This is a genomic window from Burkholderia sp. Bp9140 (genome assembly GCF_003853425.1).
GTDB lineage: Bacteria > Pseudomonadota > Gammaproteobacteria > Burkholderiales > Burkholderiaceae > Burkholderia.
Window position 1 is genome coordinate 62555 of the sequence record NZ_QTPQ01000028.1, and the last position, 14019, is coordinate 76573.

General features: G+C 70.8%; 14 protein-coding genes. 8 read left to right on the forward strand and 6 right to left on the reverse strand.

Going from position 1 to position 14019, the window contains the following annotated elements; genetic code table 11:
• Positions 1–75 precede the first annotated feature (75 nt).
• A complete protein-coding gene (locus DIE21_RS23010; RefSeq protein ID WP_124499881.1) occupies positions 76–1482 on the forward strand; it encodes an amino acid permease in 1407 nt (468 codons plus the stop codon).
• A gap of 297 nt (positions 1483–1779) precedes the next feature.
• Positions 1780–2805: an XdhC family protein gene (locus tag DIE21_RS23015; protein ID WP_124499882.1), complete on the forward strand. Its 1026-nt coding sequence runs from the start codon at positions 1780–1782 to the stop codon at positions 2803–2805.
• 84 nt (positions 2806–2889) lie between these two features.
• On the opposite strand, the gene DIE21_RS23020 is transcribed toward DIE21_RS23015, so the two are convergent.
• The 6 genes from DIE21_RS23020 to fliE all read right to left on the reverse strand — a co-directional run bounded on the left by DIE21_RS23020 (position 2890) and on the right by fliE (position 6946).
• Positions 2890–3633, reverse strand: a complete 744-nt coding sequence (locus DIE21_RS23020) for a PepSY-associated TM helix domain-containing protein (RefSeq protein WP_185640674.1) — start codon at positions 3631–3633, stop codon at positions 2890–2892.
• A gap of 266 nt (positions 3634–3899) precedes the next feature.
• Positions 3900–4220, reverse strand: coding sequence for an EscU/YscU/HrcU family type III secretion system export apparatus switch protein (locus DIE21_RS23025; RefSeq protein ID WP_124499883.1), 321 nt, complete (start codon positions 4218–4220; stop codon positions 3900–3902).
• Positions 4217–5584: a flagellar hook-length control protein FliK gene (locus DIE21_RS23030; protein ID WP_124499884.1), complete on the reverse strand. Its 1368-nt coding sequence runs from the start codon at positions 5582–5584 to the stop codon at positions 4217–4219. Before DIE21_RS23030 ends, DIE21_RS23025 begins: the two co-directional genes overlap by 4 nt.
• A gap of 75 nt (positions 5585–5659) precedes the next feature.
• Entirely contained in the window at positions 5660–5992 is a 333-nt protein-coding gene (locus DIE21_RS23035) for a flagellar protein FliT (protein ID WP_124499885.1), read from the reverse strand.
• Positions 5989–6423, reverse strand: a complete 435-nt coding sequence (fliS, locus tag DIE21_RS23040) for a flagellar export chaperone FliS (RefSeq protein ID WP_124499886.1) — start codon at positions 6421–6423, stop codon at positions 5989–5991. Before fliS ends, DIE21_RS23035 begins: the two co-directional genes overlap by 4 nt.
• Positions 6424–6601: 178 nt before the next feature.
• A complete protein-coding gene (fliE, locus tag DIE21_RS23045) occupies positions 6602–6946 on the reverse strand; it encodes a flagellar hook-basal body complex protein FliE (protein WP_124499887.1) in 345 nt (114 codons plus the stop codon).
• A 249-nt stretch (positions 6947–7195) separates the two neighbouring features.
• Here fliE and fliF point away from each other — a divergent pair, with 249 nt between their 5' ends.
• From fliF to DIE21_RS23075, 6 genes are read left to right on the forward strand one after another with little or no spacing between them, the layout of a single operon-like run.
• Complete coding sequence (gene fliF / locus DIE21_RS23050; RefSeq protein ID WP_124499888.1) at positions 7196–8959, forward strand: flagellar basal-body MS-ring/collar protein FliF; 1764 nt, start codon at positions 7196–7198, stop codon at positions 8957–8959.
• On the forward strand, positions 8949–9944 hold the full coding sequence (gene fliG, locus DIE21_RS23055; protein WP_124499889.1) for a flagellar motor switch protein FliG: 996 nt from the start codon (positions 8949–8951) through the stop codon (positions 9942–9944). Before fliF ends, fliG begins: the two co-directional genes overlap by 11 nt.
• The gene (gene fliH / locus DIE21_RS23060; protein WP_124499890.1) at positions 9937–10620 is read left to right on the forward strand and encodes a flagellar assembly protein FliH; all 684 of its coding nucleotides are present in this window, start codon (positions 9937–9939) and stop codon (positions 10618–10620) included. The genes fliG and fliH overlap by 8 nt, the downstream gene beginning before the upstream one ends.
• Entirely contained in the window at positions 10614–12167 is a 1554-nt protein-coding gene (gene fliI, locus DIE21_RS23065; protein WP_124499891.1) for a flagellar protein export ATPase FliI, read from the forward strand. Before fliH ends, fliI begins: the two co-directional genes overlap by 7 nt.
• Positions 12168–12172: 5 nt before the next feature.
• Complete coding sequence (gene fliJ, locus DIE21_RS23070) at positions 12173–12631, forward strand: flagellar export protein FliJ (RefSeq protein WP_124499892.1); 459 nt, start codon at positions 12173–12175, stop codon at positions 12629–12631.
• Between the two features lie 31 nt (positions 12632–12662).
• A complete protein-coding gene (locus DIE21_RS23075) occupies positions 12663–14018 on the forward strand; it encodes a flagellar hook-length control protein FliK (protein ID WP_124499893.1) in 1356 nt (451 codons plus the stop codon).
• The last annotated feature ends 1 nt before the right edge of the window (position 14019 follow it).

Below are 14019 nucleotides of genomic sequence, written 5' to 3' on the forward strand. Positions count from 1 at the left end.
GCCAAATCGGCTAAAATTCCGGGTTTTCACTCACTCGGCGCCGCCGCGCTCGCGCGCGCTGGAGACTCATCCGCAATGTCCCTCTTCCGCAAGAAAAACGTCGATCGCATGATCGCCGGTGCGCACGGCGCCGGGCTCAAGAAAGCGCTCGGCGCAATCGACCTCACCTTCCTCGGCATCGGCGCGATCATCGGCACCGGGATCTTCGTGCTGACCGGCACGGGCGCCGTGCAGGCCGGCCCCGCGCTGATGCTGTCGTTCGTGATCGCCGCGATCGCGTGCGGTCTCGCGGCGCTGTCGTACGCCGAGTTCGCGTCGACGATTCCGGTCGCGGGCTCGATCTACACGTATTCGTACGCGACGCTCGGCGAGCTCGTCGCCTGGATCATCGGCTGGGACCTGATGCTCGAATACGGCCTCGCGGCGTCGGCCGTGTCGGTCGGCTGGTCGGGCTACCTGCAGTCGCTGCTGCAGGGCTTCGGGCTCTCGCTGCCGACCGTGCTGACCGCCGCGCCCGGCGCGATCCCGGGCGTCGTCACGTGGTTCAACCTGCCGGCGTTCCTCGTGATGGTGGTGATCACGACGCTGTTGTCGATCGGCATCCGCGAGTCGACCCGCATCAACAACATCATGGTGTTCATCAAGGTGTCGGTGGTGCTGCTCGTGATCGCGGTCGGCCTGTTCCACGTGACGCCCGCAAACTGGAAGCCGTTCATGCCGCACGGCTGGAACGGCGTGTTCGGCGCGGCGGCCGTGATGTTCTTCGCGTTCATCGGCTTCGACGCGGTGTCGTCGGCGGCCGAGGAAGTGAAGAATCCGAAGCGTGACCTGCCGATCGGCATCATCGCGTCGCTCGCGGTATGCGCGGTGCTGTACGTGACGGTCGCGGCGGTCGCCACCGGCATCGTGCCGGCGGCCCAGTACGCGAACGTGTCGCACCCGATCTCGTATGCGCTGCAGATCGCCGGCGAGAAGTGGGTCGCGGGCTTCATCGATCTCGGCGCGGTGCTCGGCATGCTCACCGTGATCCTCGTGATGAGCTACGGCCAGACGCGGATCATCTTCGCGATGTCGCGCGACGGGCTGCTGCCGGCGACGCTGTCGCGCGTGCATCCGCGCTACGCGACGCCGTTCCTGACGACCTGGCTCGTCGGCCTGTTCTTCGGGCTGATCGCCGCGCTCGTGCCGCTCAACGTGCTCGCCGAGCTGATCAACATCGGCACGCTCGCCGCGTTCTCGATGGTGTCGATCGCGGTGCTGGTGCTGCGCCGCACGCACCCGGAGCTGCCGCGCGCGTTCCGCTGCCCGGGCGTGCCGGTGGTGCCGATCCTCGCGGTCGGCGCGTGCCTGTTCCTGATGCTGAACCTGCAGCCCGTCACGTGGGCCGCATTCGGCATCTGGCTCGTGATCGGCCTCGTGATCTACTTCCTGTATTCGCGCCACCACTCGAAGCTCGCCCGCGGCGGCCACGACGCGCATTGACCCGCGCCGCCGCGTGCGCACGCCGCACGCCGTGTGCGGCGTTGCGATGCCGCACACGGCCATGACCGGCCCCGTGCGGCGCGCCCTCGCCCCCTGTCGAACCAGCCGCCGCCCGGCACCCGCCGCCGCGCCGCTCCCGCGCGCGGCCGCTGCCCGATCGTCGCGACGTCTTGCCCGATCCTCCGGATTTGCGCGGATGATGCGCACGCTGCCTGCATGCGCGCGCCGCGCGGTTCATAATCCCGCCATCGAACGATGGGTCCGGACCGGCAGACCGCCCGGCAACAGGAAAAGATGATGGAAAGCGTCGATCTCGATGTACTGAAATCCAGCGCGCGCTGGCTCGACGAAGGGCGCCGCGTGCTGCTCGTGACGGTCGTGAAGACGTGGGGCTCGTCGCCCCGCCCCGAGGGCGCGATGCTCGCGGTGCGCGAGGACGGGCTCGTGGTCGGCTCCGTGTCCGGCGGGTGCATCGAGGACGACCTGATCGCCCGCGTGCATGCGAGCGGCATCGCGGCCGACGCGCGCCCGGAAGCCGCCAAGTACGGCGTGACGGCCGAGGAAGCGCACCGCTTCGGGCTGCCCTGCGGCGGCACGATCCAGCTCGTGCTGGAACCGCTCACGCGCGACAGCGGGATCGCCGCGTTGTGCGCCGAGGTGGAAGCCGGCCGCCTCGTTACGCGCACGATGACGCTCGCGACCGGCCGCGCGTCGCTGTCGCCCGCGCAGGCGACCGACGGGCTCGCGTTCGACGGCGAACGGCTCGTGACGATCCACGGGCCGCGCTACCGGATGCTCGTGATCGGCGCGGGACAGTTGTCGCGCTATCTGTGCCAGATCGCGGTCGGGCTCGACTACCAGGTGACGGTCTGCGATCCGCGCGAGGAGTACACGGATGCGTGGGACGTGCCGGGCACGCGCGTCGTGCACACGATGCCCGACGACACGGTGCTCGACATGAAGCTCGACGCACGTTCGGCCGTGATCGCGCTCACGCACGACCCGAAGCTCGACGATCTCGCGCTGATGGAGGCGCTGAAGACGCCCGCGTTCTACGTAGGCGCGCTCGGCTCGCGGCGCAACAACGCAGCGCGGCGCGAGCGGCTGCTCGAATTCGACCTGAACGACGCGGAACTGGCGCGGCTGCACGGGCCGGCCGGCATCTACATCGGCAGCCGCACGCCGCCGGAAATCGCGATCTCGATCCTCGCCGAGGTCACGGCCGCGAAGAACAACGTGTCGCTGCCGACGCTCCTGCAGGTCGAGGGCGCGAAGGCCGCCCGCGAGATCGCGGCAAACAACGGCGCGACCTGCGGCCTCTGAGGCCCACCGGCACCGGCGCAGGGCCGTTGCGCCGGATGCACGCACCACCCGCCGGCAGCAAGCCGGCGCGCTTCGGCGGTGGCGTCAGGCGAGGCCCGCGGCGAGCGCCGCGGCGACCGAGCCGGCCACCAGCACGACGCCGACCGTGCGGCGCTTGTTCAGCTCCGTCCACAGCAGCACGCCCGTCAGCGACAACAGGATCAGCGAACCCGCGATCGTGTCCATCAACAGCACCCAGCCGAGATTCATGCCGACGCCGCGATGCAGGTTGTTCAGCGTCGTCAGGAACGTGTTACCGGTGCGTTTCACCGACACGTAGCCGTTGCCGACCCAGTATTCGGCCTGCAGGTTCTGGTGCGGCCCGAACAGGCCCATCTGCCAGTGCTCGGGCTGCATCACGCGCTTGTCGCCCCAGGCGACCGGCTGCGCGGGCTCCTTGCGCACGCGCCCCGGCCGGCCGTCGAAGTGCAGCTCGCGCTGCAGCCACTTCGTCATCGCGGCGGGCGACTTCGGCGCCGGGTCCGGCAACGCGATCTGCATCTGCTCGACCTGCGGTTCGCCGGTCGAGATCTTCAGCGGCGGCGCGCGGTGGTTGAGCAGCACACCCGTCACGCCGAACAGCAGCCCGAGCACCGCGCCCCATAACCCGACCCAGCCGTGCACCTTGCGCAGCCATTTGATGAAGGTCGCGCGGCGCGAACGCTGACGGCGCGCCGCCAGTTCGGCATCGCTCAGGGGACGTGCGGCCGGATGCAGCACGGTGACACCCGCGGGACCCGCGGGGGGCATGCCCGCCTGCGGCGGGGCGATCGTTTCGGGCGCGTTCACGCGAGAATGTCCATTCGTTCAAAGCAACGGGCGGCGCACGGAAAACGTGCGCCGCCCGGGATAGCATGAAAATGAGAATGGATATCATTACATAAATGACGCGGCCGCTCAATCCGCGTGCGCACGGCAGGCGAGCGCGAAACTCCCGCGATAGCCGATAAAGCGCGCGGATTGCGCACCGATCCCGGTCAATAGAAGAAAAATGCCGACGAAATGATGACGAAAGACAGGGACAGCATTTCGCAAGAAACCGGGCCGCCGTGTACTCAGCGGCGCAGCGGCGGCAGCGGAAAGCGCGGCGCGGCGCCGCCCGGCTCGGGCTCGGTGCGATCGAGTGCGTACAGCCACGCGAGCAGATCCGCGACGGCCTGGTAAAGCTGCGGCGGAATCCGGTCGTCGAGGTCGACCTGCATCAGCAGCGACACCATCTCCGGCGCGGTATGCACGTACAGCCCCGCGTCGCGCGCACGGGCGACGATCATCTCGGCGAGCAGGCCATATCCCTTCGCGACCACGCGCGGCGCGGCATCGCCGCCTTTCGGATCGTAGACGAGCGCGGCCGCGCGCTTGCGGGACGTCATGCTCATCGCGGCGCCTCGTCGTCGGCGCCCGGCGTGCCGCCGGCCGCGCTGCGCGCATACGCGGCAGCGGCGGCCTGCGCGACGAGCGGGTCGAAGCCGTCCGGTTCGTCGCCGACCGCGCGGATCGACAGCCCGCCGAGTTGCAGACCGGATCCCTCGAACCGCTGCCGCAGCGCGGCCTCGTTCCGCGTGAGCCGGTCGGCGCCGGCCGAATTCGCGCGCAGCCGCGCGACGAGCTGCTTGCCGTTCAATACCAGTTCCGCGTCGACCGTCCCGAGCGACGGCAGCGTCAGCGTCAGGCGCGTGCGCCATGCGATCCCGTCACCGGCGTCGCCGCCGCCGCGCGACCCGGGGCCGCCCGGATCGTCGGGTTCGATCGTCCAGTCGAGCCGCGCGCCGGGCCATGCCTCGCCCGTCCAGCGGAACTGGTCGGTCGCGAGTGCATCGAGCTGCTGCCGGACGATCGGCACGGCGGCCGGATGCACGGGCGCCGATGCCTGCGCCTGCGGATCGGCCGACGCGGCGGCCAGTTCGGCGCGCGCGGACGTCCAGCGCGTGTCGGGGTGGCCGCCGAGCGGGTCGGCCATTCCGGCCGTCCCCGGCGCAGTGCCTTGCCGGGCGGCCGCCTGCGCGCTCGGTGCCAGCTCGTGCGGGGCCGCACCGCCCGGCACCGGTGCGCCTGGCTGCGCGGCGGGTCGCGGCGCGGCCGCCGGCAACGGCAGACGCTGCGCGAGCAATTCGTCGAGCAGATCGGGCGCATCGTGCTGCGCGGCATCCGGGGCCGGCTGCACCGGCGCGGTCGTGAGGCGCGCCTGCGGTTCGCGCATCAGCGCGGCGAGCGGCCGCTGGCCGGCCAGCCACTGCGCGAGATGGGATTCGTAAAAGAGCCCGCTTTCGCTCACGGCCTGCGCGAGCGCCGCGCGCAGCGCCGCGACGGGCGGCGCGTCCGCCGCAGCACGCGCGGCCGCGACGTCGGACGCGGGCGATGCAGCAGGCGATGCAGCGGAAGAAGCGGCCGCGGACGCAGCCGGGCCGGCTGCCGGCCGCCCGTCCGGCGGCACGGCCGCCGCGCTCAGCAGCACGGAAGGATCGGCCAGCAGCGGCGTGCGCCCGGCGATCACGGGTGTCGCGACGCCGCCCGTGCGCGAGATCGCGTCGAGCACGAGCGCGACGTCGGACAGCGCGGTCTGCGCGGACGCCGGCGGCGCGGCCGGCGGTGCGCCCGCCGAGGACGGCGCTGACGCGCCGGCGCCCGGCGTGCCGACCTGCGCGGTCGCGCCGCCGCCGGCGGACGCCGGCACGGTGCCGGTCAGCAGGCTGTCGAGGCGGCTCGCCAGCAGGGCGGCCGCAACGGAGTCGATACCGGTCATGATCGGAGCCTGCTCACCTCAGCCACATCGTTGCGAAGCCGGAGACGCGGCAACCGCGGCCCCGGCAAACGGGCACTATCCGCGAGCGCGGTAGAGATCGGTCAATACCCTGGTCGAGCGCCGCGCCTCGAACAGCGCGGACAGCCGCGCGACTTCCGGGCTCGCGAGATCGCGGATCGCGGCGTCGTCGGCGAGGATGCGGCGGATCAGCGCCAGCTTGCGGCCGAGGTCCGATTCGTCGAGCGCGACGCCCGGATCGGCCTCCTTCAGCCCGTCGACGAGCCGCAGGAATTCGGCCTGCAACTCCGGCAGCGCGCTCCAGTCGGCACCGCGCGCCGCGCTCAGCATGCGGCCCGACACGGCCGCGAGCGCCTCGTAGCGAGCGAAGTATTCGGCCTTGAGATTCATCGTGCCGCGTCCACCGCCTGTTGCGCGGCCATCCGTGCGACTTCGGGGGCGATGCCCGTCCACGCTTCCTCGAGCGTCGCGAGCAGTCCGTCGACCTCGACCAGCATCGCGTCGCTCGCGTGCACGTTGGCTTCGAGCAGGCGCCGGACGATATACGCGTACAGCGCGTCGAGGCGCCCGGCGATCTCGCCGCCCGCGTCGCGGTTCAGCGCCGCCTGCAGGCCGCTCTCGACGATCCCGATCGCCTTGCCGATCGCTTCGCCGCGTGCGGGCACGTTGCCCTGCTGCAGATGCATGCGTGCGAGCGCGATGGCCTGCCGCGCGCCCTGGTACAGCATCGCGATCAGCCGGTGGGGGGAGGCGCCCATCACCCCCGTCTCGACGCCGACACGCGCGTACGCACTGGCTCCAGCGTGTCCTGGGGAAAACATGCGCTTCTCCTTGTGATGCGTTGGCTATGCGGAAGCCGCCGCCCTGCATTGCACGACGCGGCCTTGTACCGCAGTTATCGGAAGGGAATTGAAAAGCTTTAGGCGCGCGGGCCGCCGGCCCGGCCGGCCGCTCCGGGGGTGGGCGGCCCCGGATGCCCGTCGCCGGGTGGCCGTCGCATCACACCGACATCTGCATGATGTCGTTGTACGCGCTCACCAGCTTGTTGCGGACCTGGAGCCCGAACTGGAAGCCGATGTTGGCCTTCTGCATGTCGACCATCACGTCGTTCAGCGACACGTTCGCCGCGCCGACCTCGAACGCGTGCGCCTCGCCGAGCGCGTGCTGCTGGTCGCCGCTGATCTTGTCGAGCGACGCCTTCATCGCGCTCGCGAACGTGCCGGCCGTCGCGGCGCCCGAGCCGGCGAGCGCCGCCGTCGGGCTCGCGACGCCGCCGCCCGCCTGCGCGGCCATCGCCTGCATCTGTTGCAACACCGAACCGATTCCGCTGACGTTGGCAGCCATGCTGTCCCCAGACATAAGAGAAGAAACCCGGACCGACCGGGCGTTTCCGCCGGCGCCGCACCACGCGCACCATGCCGGATCGCGAAAAAGGATAGCAGCGCGGCGCGCGCCAAAGCCGCGAAAGTACGGGGGAAACCCCGCTCTTTTCGGTCGATCGGAGTCGCGCCCGGGTCCCGATAATCGCATCGTGTCATTGTCCGTCCGCTCGTCCGAGCGGCTCAGTCGTCCCGCTCCGGAGAAATTCCACGCATGGATTCGCAGGCCAACTCGCTGATCAACCCCGACGCCCGCACGGGCCTCGCCAGCCCGGTGCCAGGCGCCACCGTGGCCGCCGCGTTGCCGGGAGCAGGCGGCGCCGGCGCGGACTTCGGGTTCGGCGGCTTCGCGGAACGCATCCCCGGCATCTCGCGGATGAAGGGCAACCCGAAGCTGCCGTTCGTGATCGCCGTCGCCCTCGCGATCGCCGCGCTCACCGCGCTCGTGCTGTGGAGCCGCGCGCCCGACTATCGCGTGCTGTACAGCAACCTGTCGGACCGCGACGGCGGCGCGATCATCGCCGCGCTCCAGCAGGCAAACGTTCCCTACAAGTTCGCCGACGCCGGCGGCGCGATCCTCGTGCCGTCGAACCAGGTGCATGAAACGCGCCTGAAGCTCGCCGCGATGGGCCTGCCCAAGGGCGGCTCGGTCGGCTTCGAGCTGATGGACAACCAGAAATTCGGCATCAGCCAGTTCGCCGAGCAGGTGAACTACCAGCGCGCGCTCGAAGGCGAGCTGCAGCGCACGATCGAATCGATCAACGCGGTGCGCGGCGCGCGCGTGCATCTCGCGATCCCGAAGCCGTCGGTATTCGTGCGCGACAAGGAAGCGCCGAGCGCGTCGGTGTTCGTCGACCTCTACCCGGGCCGCGTGCTCGACGAGGGCCAGGTGCAGGCCATCACGCGGATGGTGTCGTCCGGCGTGCCCGACATGCCCGCGAAGAACGTGACGATCGTCGACCAGGACGGCAACCTGCTGACGCAGTCCGCTTCGGCCTCCGGCCTCGACGCGAGCCAGCTGAAATACGTGCAGCAGGTCGAGCGCAACACGCAGAAGCGCATCGACGCGATCCTCGCGCCGATCTTCGGCACCGGCAACGCGCGCTCGCAGGTCAGTGCGGACATCGATTTCTCGAAGCTCGAACAGACCTCGGAAAGCTACGGCCCGAACGCCACGCCGCAGCAGGCCGCGATCCGCAGCCAGCAGACCAGCAGCGCGACCGAACTCGCGCAGGGCGGCGCATCGGGCGTGCCGGGCGCGCTGTCGAACACGCCGCCGCAGCCGGCGTCCGCGCCGATCGTCGCCGGCAACGGCCAGAACGGGCCGCAGTCGACGCCCGTCAGCGACCGCAAGGACCAGACGACCAACTACGAACTCGACAAGACGATCCGCCACGTCGAGCAGCCGATGGGCAACGTGAAGCGGCTGTCGGTCGCCGTCGTCGTCAACTACCAGCCGGTCGCCGACGCGAAGGGCAAAGTGACGATGCAGCCGCTGCCGCCCGCCAAGCTCGCGCAGATCGAGCAGCTCGTGAAGGACGCGATGGGCTACGACGAGAAGCGCGGCGACTCGGTCAACGTCGTGAACAGCGCGTTCTCGACCGTCAGCGACCCGTACGCCGACCTGCCGTGGTGGCGCCAGCCGGACATGATCGCGATGGCGAAGGAAGCCGCGAAGTGGCTCGGCATCGCGGCGGCCGCGGCGGCGCTCTATTTCATGTTCGTGCGCCCGGCGATGCGCCGCGCGTTCCCGCCGCCCGAGCCGGTCGCACCGGCGCTCGCGGCGCCGGAGGATGCCGTCGCGCTCGACGGCCTGCCCGCGCCGGACAAGGCCGACGAGCCCGATCCGCTGCTGCTCGGCTTCGAGAACGAAAAGAACCGCTACGAACGCAACCTCGACTACGCGCGCACGATCGCCCGCCAGGATCCGAAGATCGTCGCCACCGTCGTGAAGAACTGGGTGTCCGATGAACGCTGAAGGCCTGACCAAGAGCGCGCTGCTGCTGATGTCGATCGGCGAGGAAGAGGCCGCTGAAGTATTCAAGTTCCTCGCGCCGCGCGAGGTGCAGAAGATCGGCGCTGCGATGGCCGCGCTGAAGAACGTCACGCGCGAGCAGGTCGAGGACGTGCTGCAGGAGTTCGCGAAGGAAGCCGAGCAGCACACCGCGCTGTCGCTCGATTCGAGCGAGTACATCCGCTCGGTGCTGACCAAGGCGCTCGGCGAGGACAAGGCCGGCGTGCTGATCGACCGGATCCTGCAGGGCAGCGACACGAGCGGCATCGAGGGCCTGAAGTGGATGGACTCGGGCGCCGTCGCCGAACTGATCAAGAACGAGCATCCGCAGATCATCGCGACGATCCTCGTGCACCTCGACCGCGACCAGGCATCCGAAATCGCGTCGTGCTTCACCGAGCGGCTGCGCAACGACGTGCTGCTGCGGATCGCGACGCTCGACGGCATCCAGCCGGCCGCGCTGCGCGAGCTCGACGACGTGCTGACCGGCCTGCTGTCCGGCAGCGACAACCTGAAGCGCAGCCCGATGGGCGGCATCCGCACCGCGGCCGAGATCCTCAACTTCATGACGAGCAATCATGAGGAAGGCGTGCTCGAAAGCGTGCGCCAGTACGACGCCGACCTCGCGCAGAAGATCGTCGACCAGATGTTCGTGTTCGAGAACCTGCTCGACCTCGAGGATCGCGCGATCCAGATGGTGCTGAAGGAAGTCGAGTCGGAAACGCTGATCATCGCGCTGAAGGGCGCGCCGCCCGCGCTGCGCCAGAAGTTCCTCGCGAACATGTCGCAACGCGCGGCCGAGCTGCTCGCCGAGGATCTCGACGCGCGCGGGCCGGTGCGCGTGTCCGAGGTCGAGACGCAGCAGCGCCGCATCCTGCAGATCGTGCGCAACCTCGCCGAAAGCGGCCAGATCGTGATCGGCGGCAAGGCGGAAGACGCATATGTCTGATTCCCCGCGCGAGCGCGTCGGCACCCTCACCGCGTACCAGCGGTGGGAGATGGCGTCGTTCGATCCGCCGCCGCCCCCGCCGCCGCCCGACGACGCGGCAGCGGCCGCCGCCGCACTCGCCGAGGAACTGCAGCGCGTGCGCGACGCCGCGCATGCCGAAGGCCATGCGGCCGGCCACGTCGAAGGCCAGGCGCTGGGTTACCAGGCCGGGTTCGACCAGGGCCGCGAGCAGGGCTTCGAGGCCGGCCGGGCCGAAGCCCGCGAACAGGCCGCGCAGCTCGCGGCGCTCGCCGCATCGTTCCGCGAAGCCGTGTCGGGCGTCGAGCACGATCTCGCGTCCGATCTCGCGCAGCTCGCGCTCGACATCGCGCAGCAGGTCGTGCGCCAGCACGTGAAGCACGATCCCGCCGCGCTCGTCGCGGCCGTGCGCGACGTGCTCGCCGCCGAACCCGCGTTGTCCGGCGCGCCGCATCTGGCGGTGAATCCGGCTGACCTGCCCGTCGTCGAAGCCTATCTGCAGGACGATCTCGATACGCTCGGCTGGAACGTGCGCACGGACGCGTCGATCGAGCGCGGCGGCTGCCGCGCGCACGCCGCGACGGGCGAGGTCGATGCGACGCTGCCCACCCGCTGGCAGCGCGTCGCCGCCGCGATCGGCAAGGTGAGCGCATGGTGACGCCCACGCTCGAATCGATCCTGTACGACGGAATGACGCCGCTCGAGCGCGAACTCGCGCTCGCGTCGTTCGGCCCCGACCACGCGCATGACACAGCGCATGACCCCGCGCACGGCGCCGATCCGCACGCGGCACACGCTTCAGACGACGCGCCGCGTGCACCGCACAATCCGCATCTCGCGCACTGGCGCACGCACCTGAACGGTCTCTCGACACGCAGCCACCACGCGCTGCCGCTGCGCCCGTGCGGGCGTCTCACGCGCGCCGCGGGCCTCGTGCTCGAGGCGATCGGGCTGCGCCTGTCGGTCGGCGCGGAATGCACGATCGAACTGCCGCCCGGCAGCACGCTGCCGCACGCGCAAGCGGAAGTCGTCGGGTTCTCCGGCGACCGCCTGTTCCTGATGCCGACCACCGACGTCGCAGGCGTGCTGCCCGGCGCGCGCGTGTGGCCGCTGGAGGCCGCGCCCGTCGCCGATCCGCTCGCCGGCGCGAAGCGGCTGCCGGTCGGCTGGGAAATGCTCGGGCGCGTCGTCGATGCGTCGGGCCGCCCGCTCGACGGTCTGGGCCCGCTCGCGTCGAAACTCGACGCACCGCTGTCGGCGCCGTCGATCAACCCGCTCGATCGCGAGCCGATCCACCACGTGCTCGACGTCGGCGTGCGCGCGATCAACGCGCTGCTCACCGTCGGCCGTGGGCAACGGATGGGCCTGTTCGCCGGCTCCGGCGTCGGCAAGTCGGTGCTGCTCGGCACGATGGCGCGCTACACGAGCGCGGAAGTGATCGTGATCGGGCTGATCGGCGAACGCGGCCGCGAAGTGAAGGAATTCATCGAACAGATCCTCGGCGAGGACGGGCTCGCGCGCTCGGTCGTCGTCGCGGCGCCGGCGGACGTCTCGCCGCTGCTGCGGATGCAGGGCGCGGCCTACGCGACGTCGCTCGCCGAGTATTTCCGCGACCAGGGCAAGCACGTGCTGCTGCTGATGGATTCGCTGACGCGCTACGCGATGGCGCAGCGCGAGATCGCGCTCGCGATCGGCGAGCCGCCCGCGACCAAGGGCTATCCGCCGTCGGTGTTCGCGAAGCTGCCGGCGCTCGTCGAGCGCACCGGCAACGGGCCCGAAGGCGGCGGCTCGATCACCGCGTTCTACACGGTGCTGACCGAAGGCGACGACCAGCAGGACCCGATCGCCGACTCGGCGCGCGCGATCCTCGACGGCCACATCGTGCTGTCGCGCGCGCTCGCCGAGGCCGGCCACTATCCGGCGATCGACATCGAGGCGTCGATCAGCCGCGCGATGACCGCGCTGATCGACGAACCGCATCTCGACCGCGTGCGGCAGTTCAAGCAGATGCTGTCGCGCTACCAGCGCAATCGCGACCTGATCGCGGTCGGCGCCTATGCACCGGGCCGCGACGCGCAGCTCGACCGCGCCATCGCGCTCTATCCGCGCATCGAATCGTTCCTGCAGCAGGGCTTTCGCGAATGCGCGCCGTTCGTGTCGAGCCTCACTGCGCTCGATGCGCTGTTCGACGTACACGGAGGCTGATCCCGATGGCACCCGGCTTTCCCCTTCAACTGCTGCTCGACCGCGCGCAGGAAGATCTCGACACCGCCGCGAAGCAGCTCGGCACCGCGCAGCGCGACCGCAGCGCGGCCGCCGAACAGCTCGATGCGCTGCTGCGCTATCGCGACGAATACCATGCGCGCTTCGCGCAATCCGCGCAGCACGGGATGCCGGCCGGCAACTGGCGCAATTTCCAGGCGTTCATCGATACGCTCGACGCGGCGATCGCGCAACAGCGCAATGTGCTTGCCGCGGCCGAACTCCGTATCGACGAGGCGCGCCCGAACTGGCAACAGAAGAAACGCACCGTCGGCTCATACGAAATCCTGCAGGCGCGCGGCGTCGCGCAGGAAGCGCAGCGTGCCGTGAAGCGCGAACAGCGCGACGCGGACGAACACGCCGCGAAGATCCTGCGCATGCGGGCCGACGCGGCCCGCTCGGCGTAATCGCTCACCGCTTTCGAACGAGAGAACCGTCATGTCTCCCCTGCCCCTGCTCGGCGCGCTGCTCGACACCGCCGGCACCGCACTCAAGGCCGTCCGCGGCGCGGGTTCGTCCGCCGCCGCGACGTCCGCCGGCAACGATGCCGCAACCAGCCCGGCCGCCGTGCCGTTCGCGCAGACGCTGAAGCAAAGCGTCGACACGCGGCACGACGCGGCGAACGCCGGCAAGCCGGACGCCGCGACGAAACAGGCGTCGTCGACGCCGGCCGCCGGCGCGAAACCCGCCGACCGCGACGACGACCAGTCGGCCGACGATGCGATCGCGACGCCCAATCCCGACGCCGCCGCGCTCGCCGCGGCCGCCGCCGTGCAGGCACAGCTGCAGGCGCGCGCGAACGGCACGATGCCGGCCGACGCCGCTACCGCCGCCACGGCCACGCAAACGACGGCCGTGTCCGGCCAGCCGGACGCCGCGGCCGCGCTGACGAATCATGCAGGCAAGAATGCGGCCGCCGAGCCGGCCGTGCCCGCATCGGGCCGCGACGCGCTGCAGGCCGCGCTGGCGAAGCTGACCGGCGGCGCGGGTGCGATCGCGATGCCTGCGGCGAGCACGGCAACGGCAACGGCAGCGCCGGCATCGACGACATCCGCATCGGCCGCCGCCGCACCGCTGACGCCGACAGTCCCGACCTTCGACCGCACGCTCGCCGACGCGAAAGGCGCGCTCGCGACGCAGCAGACGCCCACGCAAGCCACCGCACCGGCGCTGCAGGCCGGCGCAACCGGCCAGCCCGCCGCGCACGCACTCGCGGCCGCCGAGGAAACCGCCGGCCCGACTGCCGACGCAACGGCCGCAGCCGCCGCGACGGCTGCGGCAGCTGCACAAGCAAACATCCCGGCATCGCCCGCCGCAAGCTCGATCGCCGCGGCCAACCCGCATGTGCTGGCCCCGCATGTCGGGACCGCCGACTGGACCGACGCGTTGAGCCAGAAGGTCGTGTTCCTGTCGAACGCGCACCAGCAGAGCGCCGAGCTGACGCTGAACCCGCCGGACCTCGGCCCGCTGCAGGTCGTGCTGCGTGTCGCGGACAACCACGCGCATGCGCTGTTCGTATCGCAGCACGCACAGGTGCGCGATGCGGTGGAAGCCGCGCTGCCGAAGCTGCGCGAAGCGATGGAAGCGGGCGGGCTCGGCCTGGGCAGCGCGACCGTCAGCGACGGCGGCTTCGCTTCGCAGCAGCAGAACCCGCAACAGCGCTTCGCCGGCGGCCAATCGTCGCCGCGCGCACGCGCCGGATCGTCAGCCGTCGACGCACCGGTCGACGCTGCGCAATCCGCAGCCGCCGCCGCGACCGTGAGCCGCGCGGGCCTCGTCGATACGTTCGCCTGAG

Coding starts and splice junctions, on each gene's coding strand:
- DIE21_RS23010 (WP_124499881.1), top strand. CDS start 76: ATGTCCCTCTTCCGCAAGAAAAACGTCGATCGCATGATCGCCGGTGCG.
- DIE21_RS23015 (WP_124499882.1), top strand. CDS start 1,780: ATGGAAAGCGTCGATCTCGATGTACTGAAATCCAGCGCGCGCTGGCTC.
- DIE21_RS23025 (WP_124499883.1), bottom strand. CDS start 4,220: ATGAGCATGACGTCCCGCAAGCGCGCGGCCGCGCTCGTCTACGATCCG.
- DIE21_RS23030 (WP_124499884.1), bottom strand. CDS start 5,584: ATGACCGGTATCGACTCCGTTGCGGCCGCCCTGCTGGCGAGCCGCCTC.
- DIE21_RS23035 (WP_124499885.1), bottom strand. CDS start 5,992: ATGAATCTCAAGGCCGAATACTTCGCTCGCTACGAGGCGCTCGCGGCC.
- fliS (WP_124499886.1), bottom strand. CDS start 6,423: ATGTTTTCCCCAGGACACGCTGGAGCCAGTGCGTACGCGCGTGTCGGC.
- fliE (WP_124499887.1), bottom strand. CDS start 6,946: ATGGCTGCCAACGTCAGCGGAATCGGTTCGGTGTTGCAACAGATGCAG.
- fliF (WP_124499888.1), top strand. CDS start 7,196: ATGGATTCGCAGGCCAACTCGCTGATCAACCCCGACGCCCGCACGGGC.
- fliG (WP_124499889.1), top strand. CDS start 8,949: ATGAACGCTGAAGGCCTGACCAAGAGCGCGCTGCTGCTGATGTCGATC.
- fliH (WP_124499890.1), top strand. CDS start 9,937: ATGTCTGATTCCCCGCGCGAGCGCGTCGGCACCCTCACCGCGTACCAG.
- fliI (WP_124499891.1), top strand. CDS start 10,614: ATGGTGACGCCCACGCTCGAATCGATCCTGTACGACGGAATGACGCCG.
- fliJ (WP_124499892.1), top strand. CDS start 12,173: ATGGCACCCGGCTTTCCCCTTCAACTGCTGCTCGACCGCGCGCAGGAA.
- DIE21_RS23075 (WP_124499893.1), top strand. CDS start 12,663: ATGTCTCCCCTGCCCCTGCTCGGCGCGCTGCTCGACACCGCCGGCACC.